This is a genomic window from Micromonospora sp. DSM 43699 (genome assembly GCF_055517075.1).
Genome location: NZ_JBTMMT010000012.1, coordinates 63,676 through 76,053 on the forward strand (window position 1 = coordinate 63,676; position 12,378 = coordinate 76,053).

The following is a 12,378-nucleotide window of genomic DNA, read 5'->3' on the forward strand; positions in this document are numbered from 1 at the left end:
GGCGATATGACCATTAGTGGGTTTTGTAGCATGATTGACGGCACTCTGATCTCATTATGGCCTTTTAAGGAGTCAGTGCGCGGGCACCCACTCGTCAGCGGCCAGCCGCGATCTCCCCCAGCAGCGCCTCGATCCGGTCCACCCCGGCCCGCAGCGACATCTCCCGCAGGTACGTCTCCCGTCCTCGCCGACCCATCTCGGCCCGTGCCGGCGGCGGGATCGTGGTGGCCAGCCAGAACCGGTCGGCCAGCGCGGCCCAGTCCTCGGGCGGACAGGAGAGCCCGGCCCGGGCCCGCTCCACCAGGGCCGCGGTGTCGCCGCCGGCGGAGGCCACCATCGGGGCGGCGCAGGCCAGCGCGGACTGCACCTTGCTCGGCACCGTCCCGTGCAGCTCGGGAAGGTCGCGCAGGGTCACCAGCTGGTAGTCGGCGGCGGCGTACAGCTCGGGCATGTCCAGCGGCGACCGCCGCGCGAGGAAGCGGACGTTGTCGGCACCCAGCTCGGTGGCGAGCCCCCGGACCCGCCGTTCCTGCGCCCCGGAGCCGACCAGCACCAGATCCATCCGGTCGTCGAGCGCCGCCGCCGCCCGTACCGCGGTCTCCAGGCCCTGGCGTACGCCGATCGTGCCGGCGTGCATGACCACGCAGCGGGCGTCCCGGCGCACCAGCGCCCAGGCTTCCCGGCCAGGGCGCACCGGTTGGAAGATCCGCTCGTCGGTCCAGTTGAGCACCGTGCGCACCCGCGCCTCGGCCACCCCGCCGGCGACCACCAGGTCCCGCATGGACGGGGCGGTCACCGCCACCGCGTCGGCCTCGCGCAGCACCCGTCGCATGGTGCTGGCGATCCGGCCGGGCCGGTCCGGCGCGGCCTCCCCCGGAGCGACCTCCCCGGTCCAGAGATCCTGCACGTGCAGGACGGTGGGCACCCGGCCGAGCAGCCGCAGCAACCCGGCGGTGGCGAAGGTGGTCGCGGGGAACTGGAAGACGTACAGCACGTCGACGTCGGCCAGGTAGCGCCGGCCCGCCAGCGCGGCACTGCCGGCGAAGGAGAGATAGCCGGCCATCCGGGCGGCGGGCGAGGCGTCCCCGCCGGCATAGCGGGGCACCCGGCGCACCGTCAACCGCTCGCTGTGGGTCAGGTGCCGCCAACGCTGCCGCCAGCCCGGATAGACCTGGCCACCGGGATAGTCCGGAAAGCCGGTCAGCACCCGCACCTCGTGTCCGCGCCGGGCCAGCTCCTCGGCGAGGCTGCCGGGGATGAACGCCGGTTCCGGCGGGAAGTGGTACGACAGGATCCCGACCTTCATCGTCGCGCTCCCCCGCCCGACGTCGTCCCCACCAATGCCGGGCGGGAACCGCGCCGCATCCTGCGCGTACCGCCGACGCCGGGTCGTCCGCCGGCCGGCCCGCGCACGCGATCGTCGGCCCGCGCCGGGGGGCGGCGGCGAACCGCCGCCCCCGACGCGGAGGATCCGCGTGCTGCCGTCGCCGGCCCGCCCGAGGGCGGCACGGCCGGACCCGGAGCTGCGCTCATAGTGGCAGCCGGGTGAGTTCCTGCGTACGGTCGCCGACGGGGGGCAGCCCCTGGTCGCCGCGCTGGGCGGCGGTGGCGCGGTCGGCCGGGACCGACGGCCCCGCAGTGGTGGCGATCCGGTACGCCTCGTACTGGTAGGCGTCCGCGCGGGCCACCTTGGCCATGTTGAGCACGCAACCGAGCAGCCGCACCGACACGGAGTGCAGCGAGCGGGCCGCCGCGGCGGCCTGGGCGCGTGAGGTGCGCCCCTGCTGGGTGACCAGCAACGCGCCGTCGGCCTGCACGGCGACCACCACGCCGTCGGTGACGGCCAGCAGTGGCGCGGTGTCGATCACCACGATGTCGGCGGACTCGCGGAGTGCGAGCAGCAGGTCCGCCATCGCCTTCGAGCCCAGCAGTTCGCTGGGGTTCGGCGGGGTCGACCCGCTGGGCAGCACCAGCAGCGACTTGTCGCCCCAGCGCTGCACCACGTCGCCGACCTGGACGTCGCCGACGAGCACGTCGGTGAGGCCCACGCCGCCGTCGACCCCGAGGTAGTCGGCGATCTTCGGGCGACGCAGGTCGGCGTCGACCAGCAACACCCGCCAACCCGCCTCGGCCAGCGCGATCGCCAGGTTGCAGGACAGGGTCGTCTTCCCCTCCCCCTGCAACGCGCTGGTCACCGCGATCACCCGGGCGGGCTCGTGCACGTCCACGAAACGCAGGTTGGTCCGCAACTTCCGGACCGCCTCCGCGCGGGCAGAGGTCGCCGCCTCTCCGACGATCAACGGCGCCGCCTTGGCACCCGGATCGAAGGGGATGTCGCCGAGCAGCGGGCTACCGGTGGCCCGTTGCAGGCCGGCGGCGTCGCGCAGCCGCACGTCGACCATGCCCCGCAGCACGGCGAGCGCCACGCCGAGCAGGAGTCCGACCAGGACCCCGAGGGCGAGATTGCGATTGGGCTGCGGGGAGACCGGGCTGGCACTGACCCGGGGGCCACCGACCACCTCGATCCGGGTGGGCCCGGCCTTGCCGTCCGAGGTGGTCTCGATCTTCTTGACCAGCTCGACGAACTTCGCCGACAGGGCCTCGGTGACCTTCATGGCCCGGGCCTGGTCGGTGTCGGTGACGGTGGCGCGGAGCAGCACGGTGCCCGGTTCGGTCGAGGTGGCGACCAGCCGCTGGACGTCGTCGGCGGTCAGGCCGAGGGAGGTCTCAGCGACCATGGCCTGCGCCAGGCGGTCACTGCGCAGCAGGTCGGCGTAGGACTTCACGCGCTGCTGGAGGAAGAGTTCGCCTTGGTAGGCGTTGCTGACGCCCTGGTTGGGGGCGGTGACGAAGAAGGTCACCGAGGCCACGTAGCGGGGTGCCGTACGGACCGTGACCAACGCCGCCGAGCCGACCGTGAGCATCAGCGTGACCAGGACGATCCACCAGTGTCGGCGGACCAGGCGCAGGCAGGTGCGGACGTCCATCACACCCTCCGTTCCGGCGGAACGACCAGCTGGTGAAAAAGCACGAAGTCTCCCTAGGTTCCTATAAGCGCATGAGAGTATCTAAACCCACCAAGTAGCCCGTTAGGCAGTAAAAACAACGTATACGATGCAAACCTCTCCACAGTGCCGAATCCTCGCAATAACGAAACAAAACGCAGAGGACGCCAATGAACCACGTAGACCCCCTGCCCGACGACGACCCCATCCAGCGGCGCGATTGGGTCACCCGACGCGCGAAGGCCCTCTCCTTGCTAACGCTCGACACCGCTTCCTGGTGCGCGGGCTTCCTGATCGCCTCCTGGGCCCGCTACGAGTTCGGCATCACGCCCCGGCAGTGCGCGCTCACCCTCGGGGCTGCCGGCGTGTGCGCGGTCATCCACGCGGCGTTCGAACAGGTACGGTTCACCGCCCGTGGCCGGCATCCGGTCGGCAGCGTCGGCGAGGCCCGCGACCTGGGTGGGACGGTGGTGCTGGCCGCCGCCGTGGCGCTGGCCGCGCTGCTACCGATGACCGAACGACCGATCCCGGCCAGCGTGCCGGTCCTCGGTGCCGCCGTCGCGCTGCTGATGATGGGGGCCGGCCGGGTCACCTACCGGTGGCGACGCGACCGGGACGCCCGACCGGCCCGCTCGGCCGACCGGACCCTCATCTACGGGGTCGACGCGGCCAGCGAACGCCTGGCCCGGGTGCTGCTCGGCGACCCGACCAGCGGGTACCTGCCGGTGGGACTGCTCGACGACGACCCCGACAAACAGGGGCTGCGGATGGCCGGGCTCCGCGTGCTCGGCGGCCGGAAACAGTTGGTCCAGGCGGTCCGGGACACCCGGGCCGGCACGGTGATCTTCTCGATCAACGGCTCGGACGCGGCGTTGATGCGCGACGTCCGCAGTCGCACCCTGCAGGCCGGCGCCGCGTTCAAGGTCCTACCGCCCGTACGGGAACTGCTGGACCGCCCGGTCACCGCCGACGCCGTACGCGACCTGCAACTCACCGACCTGCTCGGCCGGGCCCAACGGGTGGCCGAACTGACCGTGGAGCGCAACGGACTGGCCGGACGCCGGGTCCTGGTCACCGGGGCCGGTGGCTCGATCGGCTCGGAGCTGTGCCGGCAGATCGCCCGCTGTGACCCCGGTGAGCTGATGATGCTGGACCGGGACGAGTCCGCGCTGCACGCGCTGCAGATGTCCCTGCACGGCCGGGCGCTGCTGGACGGGCCGGAGCTGATCCTCGCCGACATCCGCGACGGTGACGGCATCGCCCGGGTGATCGCCGACCGACGGCCCGACATCGTCTTCCACGCCGCCGCCCTCAAGCACCTCACACTGCTGCAACGGCATCCGGGCGAGGCGGTCAAGACCAACGTCCAGGGCACCCTGAACGTGCTGGAGGCATGCCGCGACGTCGCCGAGTTCGTGAACATCTCCACCGACAAGGCGGCCAACCCGATCAGCGTGCTCGGCTACTCGAAGCGGATCACCGAGCGGCTGATGGCGCACTACGCCGACCGGTACGGCGCGGCGTTCCTCAGCGTCCGCTTCGGTAACGTGCTCAGCAGCCGCGGTTCGGTGCTCACCGCCTTCCAGGCCCAGGTCCGGGCCGGACTCCCGATCACCGTGACCCACCCGGACGTGACCCGGTACTTCATGACCGTGCAGGAGGCGGTGCACCTGGTGCTCCAGGCCGCCGTGCTGGGCCGGGGCGGCGAGGCGTTGGTGCTGGACATGGGCGAGCCGGTCCGCATCGCCGAGGTGGCCCAGCGGTTGGCCGCCGAGGCGTCCCCATCACCCGAGATCGTCTACACCGGTCTGCGCCCCGGGGAGAAGTTGCACGAGGACCTGTTCGGCGTCGACGAGATCGACAGCCGTCCGCTGCACCCGCTCATCTCCCACGTACGGGTGCCCGCGCTGGCCCCCGCGGAGCTGGCCGGACTCGACCCGTACGGCGACCCGGACGAGTTGATCAAGCGGTTGGCGGCGTGCTGCGACGACGACCTCGCCCGGCTCGGCGACTCCGCCCGGCTCTCGTCCCTGCCCTCACCCCGCTGAGCCCACCGTCCGCCTGAGCCCACCGTCCGCCTGAGCCCACCGTCCGCCTGAGCCCACCGTCCGCCCGGTGCCGTCCCGCAGGTGGGGCCACCGGGCGGACGGTGGTGGTCGGTCAGCGACGTCGGTGCGCCGGGCGGTCCCGCTCGTCCGGCTCGGTCTCCTCCAGCGCCTCGGCGACCGGCTCGGTCAGGTCGTCGCCCGGCACCGCGACCACCTCGGCCAGGTCCTGTTCGTCGGGGCGACCGCCCGCCGGGGGCTGCGGGGCGGTGGCCCCGCCCGCGAAGGCGTACTCGTTCGGCTCGTCGTGCCGGCTCATAGGGGAATCCTTCCCGTCACATCCGGTTCGTGCCCTGCTGACCCCCGGTCGGGGTGTGATCGGCTTACCCACCCCCGGGGGTCGGTAGTCAGCGACGGGTCGGTGGTCGGTGGTGGCGGGGATGACGGCGGGCCCAGGCCGGCCCAGAGCAGCCGGCGCAGCGCGATGATCGCCGCCGCCGTCGCCAGCGCCGGCCAGCTCCGCCCGCCCAGCAGCCGGAGCAGACCGGCGGCGACCAGCAGTTCGAGCAGCACCCGCAGGGCGGTCCGCCAGGACCGGACGGTCAGCAGCACCACACCACCGACACCGAGGGCGAGCGCGCTCACCACTGTGGCGAGGAGGACCGCGACGCCGCTCATCCGGGCGGCCCGCCGCGCCCGCCCCCGGTCGGCGGGCCCGGGGGTGCTCGACCACCGGCGTCCGCGTCGGCGCGCACCTGCCGCTGCTCCTGGGCGATCTCCCGGCGGAGGACGATGTTCAGCGCGGTCCGGATGGTGGCGATCGCGGCCAACTGACCGAGCTGGGCGAAGCTCGGCGACACCGCGGTACGCAGGATGTCCGCCGCCAACTGGAACTCCAGGCCGAGGGTGAGGAACCGGCCGAGGGAGAGTCGGATCGGGGTGAACACGGCGGCGCTGCGGTGTCGCAGCCCCTCGACCACGAACCGCAGCGCCGCCCAGAGCGCACCGACGACGATGACCGTCGCGCCGAGGGTCTCCACCACCCCCACCACGACCATGTCGCCGTGGCGCAGCAACTCGTCCGCCCTCACCGGGAGGCGTTACCCGCCCCCGGATCAGCTAGTCGGCCGTCAGGACAGCTCCCGCACCGCCTCCAGGATCAGCCACAGGCCGCAGATGGCGAAGAGCACCGCCGCGCCGTACCGGATGGTCCGCTCCGGCAGATGGCGGCCGAGCATCCGGCCGACCAGGATGGCCAGGGCGTCGGCGGCCACCATGCCGAGGGTCGAGCCGAGCCAGGTGCCGAACCAGCCGTACTTGGTGGCCAGGGTGATGGTGGCGAGCATCGTCTTGTCGCCCAGCTCGGCCAGGAAGAACGCGACACCGACGGCGAAGACGGCGGACTTGCCGGTCTTCTCCGCCTTGCGCTTCTCCTCCTCGGTGAGCTTGTCCCCGCGCAGCGTCCAGGCGCCGAAGCCGAGGAACGCCAGGCCGGCGACCAGGGAGATCCATTCGGTGGGCAACGCGGCGTTCAGGCCGACCCCGATGGCCACCGACGCCAGGTGCACGATCGCGGTGGCGACGGTGATGCCGATCAGCACCGGTACGGTCTTGAACCGGGTGGCGAACGTGAGCGCCATGAGCTGGGATTTGTCCCCCAGCTCGGCGACGAAGATGACGCCGAAGCTGACCACCAGCGCGACGAGGAAACCGTCCATGAGAACCTTCCCGATCAGGCCGGGAGGAGGTATGGGGCGCCCTCGACCCGGCTGTGACAGCCTGAGTCGAAGGTCTCGCCCGCCTCACCGTGAGGTGGGGCCGCGTGGCCGGGTGCGGTGCACACCAGTATGTCGACCACGACATTGGGGGCTACTCCCCTTCGCGTCCGCCAGCCTAGCCGACCGTCCCGCCCGCCGGGGTGTCCGGGTGCACCTCGTCACCCGGACCCTCCGTCGGCGGCGCGGGCCGGGCTGCTCCGGACGGGCGTCACCCGGAACAGCCGGCGCGGGTCAGGCCGCCTGGGCCAGCGTCACCCCGAACAGGCCGTCCGGGTCGGTCCAGAACTGCGCCGGACGGAAGCCGGCCGCCGTCAGCTCCGCCGCGATTCCCGCTGGCCGGAACTTCGCCGACACCTCCGTGCGCAGCTCCTCGTCGGCGGCGAAGTCGACAGTCAGGTCGAGCGCACCGACCCGTGCCCGCATGGGCCGGCGGGCCCGCAGCCGCATCTCGATCCACTCCTGTTCGGGGTCCCAGCGGGCCACATGGGCGAACGCGTCCGGATCGAAGTCGGCGTCCAACTCCCGGTTGATCACCCGGAGCACGTTGCGGTTGAACTCGGCGGTCACCCCGGCCGCGTCGTCGTAGGCCGGCACGATCACCGCCGGGTCCTTGACCAGGTCGGTGCCGATCAGCAGGTGATCGCCCGGCTCCAGGGCCGCCCGCATGGCGGCCAGGAAGCCGGCCCGCTCGGCCGGCAGCAGATTGCCGATGGTGCCGCCCAGGAAGACCACCAGCCGCCCGCCACCGGTCGGCAGCCGGTCCAGGTGACGGGTGAAGTCACCGACGATGCCGCGTACCCGCAGCGCCGGGTAGTCGGTGGCGATCTGCGCGGTGGACTGCCGCAGCGCGCTCACCGACACGTCCAGCGGCACGAAGGTGCCCAGCCCGCCGTGCCGGGTGAACGCGTCCAGCAGCAGCCGGGTCTTCTCCGACGAACCCGAGCCCAGCTCGATCAGCGTCTTCGCCCCGGTCGACCCGGCCACCTCGGCCGCCCGCTCGGCGAGCACCGCCCGTTCCGCCCGGGTCGGGTAGTACTCCGGCATCCGGGTGATCTCCTCGAACAACTCGCTGCCCCGGGCGTCGTAGAACCACTTCGGTGGCAGCCACTTCGGGTCGGCGGCCAGGCCGGTCCGCACATCGGACCGCAGGGCCCGGTCGAGGTCCCGCTCCTCCAGATAGATCTCCAGCGGTTCCGCGCTCATCAGATGTCCTCTCCTGCACCACAATCGTCCAGTTCCGCACGGTCACCCCAGCTCGCCGAGGTGCACCCCGCCCGGCCCCGCCCGCACCCACTGCCGGTCGGGCACCTGCTGCCAGTCGGGTGTGTCGTCCACCGGCTCGGAGGCCAACAGCACCGCGTCGCCGGTGACGCGCACCGACAACGCGTGGTCCCACACGCTCGCCACCACCGACACCCCGTCGGTGAGCAGCAGGTTCAACCGTGATCCCGGGGCCACGGCGGCGACCTCCCGCACCGTCGCGGTGACCGCCTCCGTCACTGACGCGCCGGCCCGCAACCGGTGCCGCACCAGTGCCCACAGCAATGCCGAGTCGGTCGGCGCGTCGAGGGTGACCAGGTCCCGCACCGGCAGCCCGCCGGCCAGCGCGAGGATCGAGTCCGGCCAGCCGCGCACCACCCCGTTGTGGCTGAACAGCCACCGCCCCTCGGCGAAGGGCGCGGCGGCGCTCTCCTGCACCGGCATGCCGACCGTCGCGGAGCGCACCGCCGCCAGCACCGCGCCGGAGAGGGTCACCCCGGCCAGCTCGGGCAGGGCCGGATCGGACCAGATCGGCCCGGCCCGCCGGTACCGCACCGGGCTCCCGGTGCCGGGATACCAGCCGACGCCGAAGCCGTCCGCGTTGACCGTCCCGCCGCCGCGCATGTCCCGCGGCGCCCAGGACTGCCGCACCAGCGAATGCGGCGGGTCGTACAGCAGCGTCCGCAGGGTCACCGGGGGGCCGAGGTACGCCAGGTGCCGGCACATCAGGCGACGCCGCCGATCACCCGTGGACCTCCTCGGGCCGGGCGTCACGGGCACAGCGGAAGCCGCTGAAGATCTGCCGCCGGATCGGGTGGTCCCAGTTGCGGAAGGTGCCCCGGCAGGCCGACCGGTCGGTGCCGAACGAGCCACCGCGCAGCACCCGGTAGTCGCCGCCGAAGAACACCTCCGAATACTCCCGATAGGGGAACACCGCGAATCCGGGATGGCCGTGGAAGGGGCTGGCCGTCCACTCCCAGACGTCGCCGATCAACTGGTGCACACCGAGCGGCGAGGCACCTGCCGGGTAGGCACCGACCGGCGCCGGCCACAGGTGCCGCTGCCCCAGGTTGGCGTGCTCGGCGGTCGGCTCCTCGTCGCCCCACGGCCAACGCCGGGAGCGGCCGGTCGCCGGATCCCAGCGGGCCGCCTTCTCCCACTCGGCCTCGGTGGGCAGCCGCTTGCCGGCCCACGTCGCGTACGCCTGCGCCTCGTGCCAGCAGACGTGCACCACCGGCTCGTCGTCGCGTACCGGTGACCACCGCCCGAACCGCTGACAGGCCCAGCTGTCGCCGTCTCGTCGCCAGTGCATCGGCGCGGTCAGCCCGGCCTCGGTGCGGTGTCGCCAGCCGGCCGCGCTCCACCAGCGCGGGTCGTCGTACCCGCCGTCGGCGAGGAACTCCCGGTACGCGCCGTTGGTCACCGGCGCGGCGTCGATGACGTACGCGGGCAGGTCGACGGTGTGCGCCGGCCGTTCGTTGTCCAGCGCCCACGGGTCGGTCGAGGTGCCCATGGTGAACGCTCCCGCCGGCACCAGCACCTCGCCGGCGACCCGCGCCCGGGGCTCCGGTGGCGGGGGCGCGTCGAGCACCGGTGGGCCGGACCGTAGCTGGTGGGTGGCGAGCATGGTCTCGTCGTGCTGCTGCTCGTGCTGCACGATCATGCCGAAGACGAACCCGTCGGCGACCAGCGCCCGGTCGGTGAACCGAATCCCGTCGAGCAGGTCGTGGACCTTGTCGCGGACGGTCGCCACGTACGCCCGCGCCTCGGCCGGTGGCAGCAGCGGCAACGCGGGCCGGTCCTTGCGGGGCTGCTTGAAGGCGTCGTACAGGTCGTCGATGTCCTGCCGGACGGGCGCCCGGCCGCCGACGTCACGGACCAGCCAGAGTTCCTCCTGGTTGCCCACGTGGGCGAGGTCCCAGACCAGGGGGGACATCAGCGTCGAGTGCTGCCGGACCAGGTCGTCGTCGTCGACGGCGGTGGTGAGCGCGTCGGTGCGGGCCCGGGTCCGGGCCAGTTCGGCGGCGATCCGGCTGCGCAGTGGTTCGGCCTCGGTGCCCGGTTCTTCGGTGGTGGTCACCGGTTCCCCCTCTCCGCGGTGGCGATCCGTCGCCGGATCCTGCGGTCGATCTCGTCGTGGGTCTCGGTCGGCAGGTCCAGGACCGGCAACGTCTGCCGGGCCAGGTCGAGCAGGGCAGCGGCGGCCGTGGCCAGTGACGGGTCGGCCAGGCCCTGCCGGGCGGCGGTGTGCCAGCGGTCGGCCACCGGCGTGGCGATGGTCCGGGCCGCCCGGACCGTCCGCTCGTCGTGCAGCAGCGCGGCCAGCACGGCCAGCGGGACGGTCCAGTCCCGGCCGGGCTGGGTGTCGAGGTAGCGGACCTCCAGGTAGCCGCGCGGGCGGACCGGCGGGAAGAGCGTGCTGACGTGGTATTCCAGGTCGTCGGTGGTGGGTGGGAACGGCAGCGCCCCGGCTATCCAGTCGGCGAAGGTGATCCCCGGCGGTGGCGTCCAGTCCGGGCCGTCGTGCCGTAGGCAGAGCAGCGGCGCGGCGAGGACGTACTCGGTCCAGGCGGCGACCGGGTCCCGGTCCGGGTGGTGTGCCGACCAGACCGGGCCGGTGCGGGTCGGGTCGATGTCCATCCAGGCGGCCATCCGGGCGGACGCCAAGCCGGTACGCCGGCCGGCGTGCCGGTCGGCCGTGGCGAAGGCCGCCACCAGCGGTGGCCCCATCGCGTGCACCGCCGCCCAGCGGTCGGGCAGCCCGGCCGGCTCACCGATGTCGAGGCAGACCTGGAGGCCTGCGGTGCTGTACATCATGGTCCGCCCGGCCGGGCCACGGCGGTCGAAGACGCAGCGCATGGCGCGGTAGCGCGGGGTGTCGACCACCGCTCGCGGGGCCCGCCACGGGTCGATGCCCGTCCGCCCGAGCACCAGGCCGGCGCGGGCGAGCAGGGCGTCGAGTTCGTCGATGTCGGCCTGGGTCGCCGAGACCAGCGCGGCGACCGAGGTTCGCGGCGCGGTGGACACCTCCACCTGGCCGCCCGGCTCGACGGTCACGGTGCTGCCGTGCCGCAGGGGGCGGGCCGGGCTGGTGTCGTCCAGGGTGGGTGGGCTGTGCGGCCCGAGTGCCGTCCGTAGCCGCGCCCGGTCCAGTGGCCGGGCGGGATCGGCGGCGTCGTGGACTGTCCATTCCAGTTCGACGCCGGTGAGGGTGGGTGGCCCGGTCTTGAAGCAGATCCGGGCGAGGTATCCGGCCGCGCCGGCCACCTCCCCGAGCACGGTCGACCGGTCCAGCTCCGGCGACGTCACCACGAGATGGTCTCCTCCCCACGCTGGGATCCGGCCGTACTGGCCGGGCGGGGCAGGGCCGTCGGCTGGCCGCCCCGTTCCTCCATCCTCCGTCCAACGGACCGATCGCGCAGACCCGATGGAAGAAACTCCGGTGTCGCCCCGTCGACCAGTCGGCTAGTTCTTCGCGCCGGGCCCCCGGCTGGCACCCGGGCCGGTACCCCCGCCGCCGGGGCCGCTGCCGGCACCGGGGCCGGGGCCCGCCGGGTCATCGTCCTTCGGGCCACCGTCCCCGTCGTCGTCGGGATCGTCGGGCCCGGTCGAGGGGTGGCCCGGGACCAGTTCCCGGCAGTACGCCTCCACCCGGTCGGCTCCACCGGCGGCGGCCACCAGGTCGGCGAAACCGGGCCGGGTCACCGCCTTCAGCCGCTGCTCGGACGACTTGGCCAGGTATGCCCGGCACTGCCCGACCAACTTGCCGCTGCCGGCCGGCTTGCCGTCGTGCGGAGTCGCGGGCGGGACGGCGGTGACCGAGGGGGTACCCCCCGGTGCGGCGGTGGACCGCCGGGACGGGCCCTGCCGGTGCGGGGTGGGCCGGGTAGACCCGGTCTCGGAGGCGGACGGGCCGGGCCCGGGCGTCCGCTCGGGGGGTCGGTCGTCGAGGGTGACGGCGGCGAAGGCCACCCCGGCGGTGGCGGTGGCGGCCACTCCGGCGATCCAGGCCACCACGCCGGTGGTCAGCCGCCGTCGCCGCCGGCCGGCCACTGCGGGCCCGGGGGTGGCGGCGGCCCGCGCGGCCCGGAAGGCCGCCACCGCCTCGTGCTCGCCAGCGAGTTCGTCCGGGCGGGCCGGTGCGGCGGCAGCGGCGAGCAGCCGGGCGAGCGGGTCGTCCGTGGACGGCGTGCCGGTGCCGGTCGGATCGAGCAACCGCTCGGCCTCGGCCCGGTCCACCGTCCGGCCGGACCGGGCCGGCCGGTGGAAGTTCATCCAGTTTCCCCTCAC

At 73.4% G+C, this 12,378-nt stretch carries 12 protein-coding genes; 1 reads left to right on the forward strand and 11 read right to left on the reverse strand.

From position 1 onward, the window contains the following. Positions 1-94: 94 nt before the first annotated feature. On the reverse strand, positions 95-1,306 hold the full coding sequence (locus tag AC0AIB_RS09045) for a glycosyltransferase family 4 protein (protein WP_328347377.1): 1,212 nt from the start codon (positions 1,304-1,306) through the stop codon (positions 95-97). Positions 1,307-1,529: 223 nt separating this feature from the next. Beyond that, positions 1,530-2,987 (reverse strand): tyrosine-protein kinase domain-containing protein, encoded by a 1,458-nt coding sequence (locus AC0AIB_RS09050; RefSeq protein ID WP_328347379.1) that lies wholly within the window; start codon positions 2,985-2,987, stop codon positions 1,530-1,532. 269 nt (positions 2,988-3,256) lie between these two features. On the opposite strand from AC0AIB_RS09050, the gene AC0AIB_RS09055 reads away from it, so the two are divergent. Then, positions 3,257-5,053 (forward strand): polysaccharide biosynthesis protein, encoded by a 1,797-nt coding sequence (locus tag AC0AIB_RS09055; protein ID WP_328347380.1) that lies wholly within the window; start codon positions 3,257-3,259, stop codon positions 5,051-5,053. A gap of 112 nt (positions 5,054-5,165) precedes the next feature. Here the strand turns inward: AC0AIB_RS09055 and AC0AIB_RS09060 are convergent, their stop codons facing one another. The 9 genes from AC0AIB_RS09060 to AC0AIB_RS09100 form a co-directional block, all read right to left on the reverse strand. After that, on the reverse strand, positions 5,166-5,369 hold the full coding sequence (locus tag AC0AIB_RS09060) for a hypothetical protein (RefSeq protein WP_328347381.1): 204 nt from the start codon (positions 5,367-5,369) through the stop codon (positions 5,166-5,168). Beyond that, positions 5,366-5,728 (reverse strand): hypothetical protein, encoded by a 363-nt coding sequence (locus tag AC0AIB_RS09065; RefSeq protein WP_465096407.1) that lies wholly within the window; start codon positions 5,726-5,728, stop codon positions 5,366-5,368. Before AC0AIB_RS09065 ends, AC0AIB_RS09060 begins: the two co-directional genes overlap by 4 nt. Then, positions 5,725-6,108: a DUF1622 domain-containing protein gene (locus AC0AIB_RS09070; protein ID WP_465096429.1), complete on the reverse strand. Its 384-nt coding sequence runs from the start codon at positions 6,106-6,108 to the stop codon at positions 5,725-5,727. The genes AC0AIB_RS09065 and AC0AIB_RS09070 overlap by 4 nt, the downstream gene beginning before the upstream one ends. A 72-nt stretch (positions 6,109-6,180) precedes the next feature. After that, a complete protein-coding gene (locus AC0AIB_RS09075; protein WP_328347386.1) occupies positions 6,181-6,768 on the reverse strand; it encodes a TMEM165/GDT1 family protein in 588 nt (195 codons plus the stop codon). A 291-nt stretch (positions 6,769-7,059) separates the two neighbouring features. Further along, positions 7,060-8,031, reverse strand: coding sequence for an L-histidine N(alpha)-methyltransferase (gene egtD / locus AC0AIB_RS09080; protein ID WP_328347388.1), 972 nt, complete (start codon positions 8,029-8,031; stop codon positions 7,060-7,062). Positions 8,032-8,073: 42 nt separating this feature from the next. After that, the gene (gene egtC, locus AC0AIB_RS09085; RefSeq protein WP_465096408.1) at positions 8,074-8,814 is read right to left on the reverse strand and encodes an ergothioneine biosynthesis protein EgtC; all 741 of its coding nucleotides are present in this window, start codon (positions 8,812-8,814) and stop codon (positions 8,074-8,076) included. Positions 8,815-8,830: 16 nt separating this feature from the next. Next, positions 8,831-10,168, reverse strand: a complete 1,338-nt coding sequence (gene egtB, locus AC0AIB_RS09090; RefSeq protein WP_328347392.1) for an ergothioneine biosynthesis protein EgtB — start codon at positions 10,166-10,168, stop codon at positions 8,831-8,833. Next, a complete protein-coding gene (gene egtA / locus AC0AIB_RS09095; protein WP_328347394.1) occupies positions 10,165-11,400 on the reverse strand; it encodes an ergothioneine biosynthesis glutamate--cysteine ligase EgtA in 1,236 nt (411 codons plus the stop codon). The genes egtB and egtA overlap by 4 nt, the downstream gene beginning before the upstream one ends. A gap of 153 nt (positions 11,401-11,553) precedes the next feature. Beyond that, positions 11,554-12,363, reverse strand: a complete 810-nt coding sequence (locus AC0AIB_RS09100) for a hypothetical protein (protein ID WP_465096409.1) — start codon at positions 12,361-12,363, stop codon at positions 11,554-11,556. Positions 12,364-12,378: the final 15 nt, after the last annotated feature.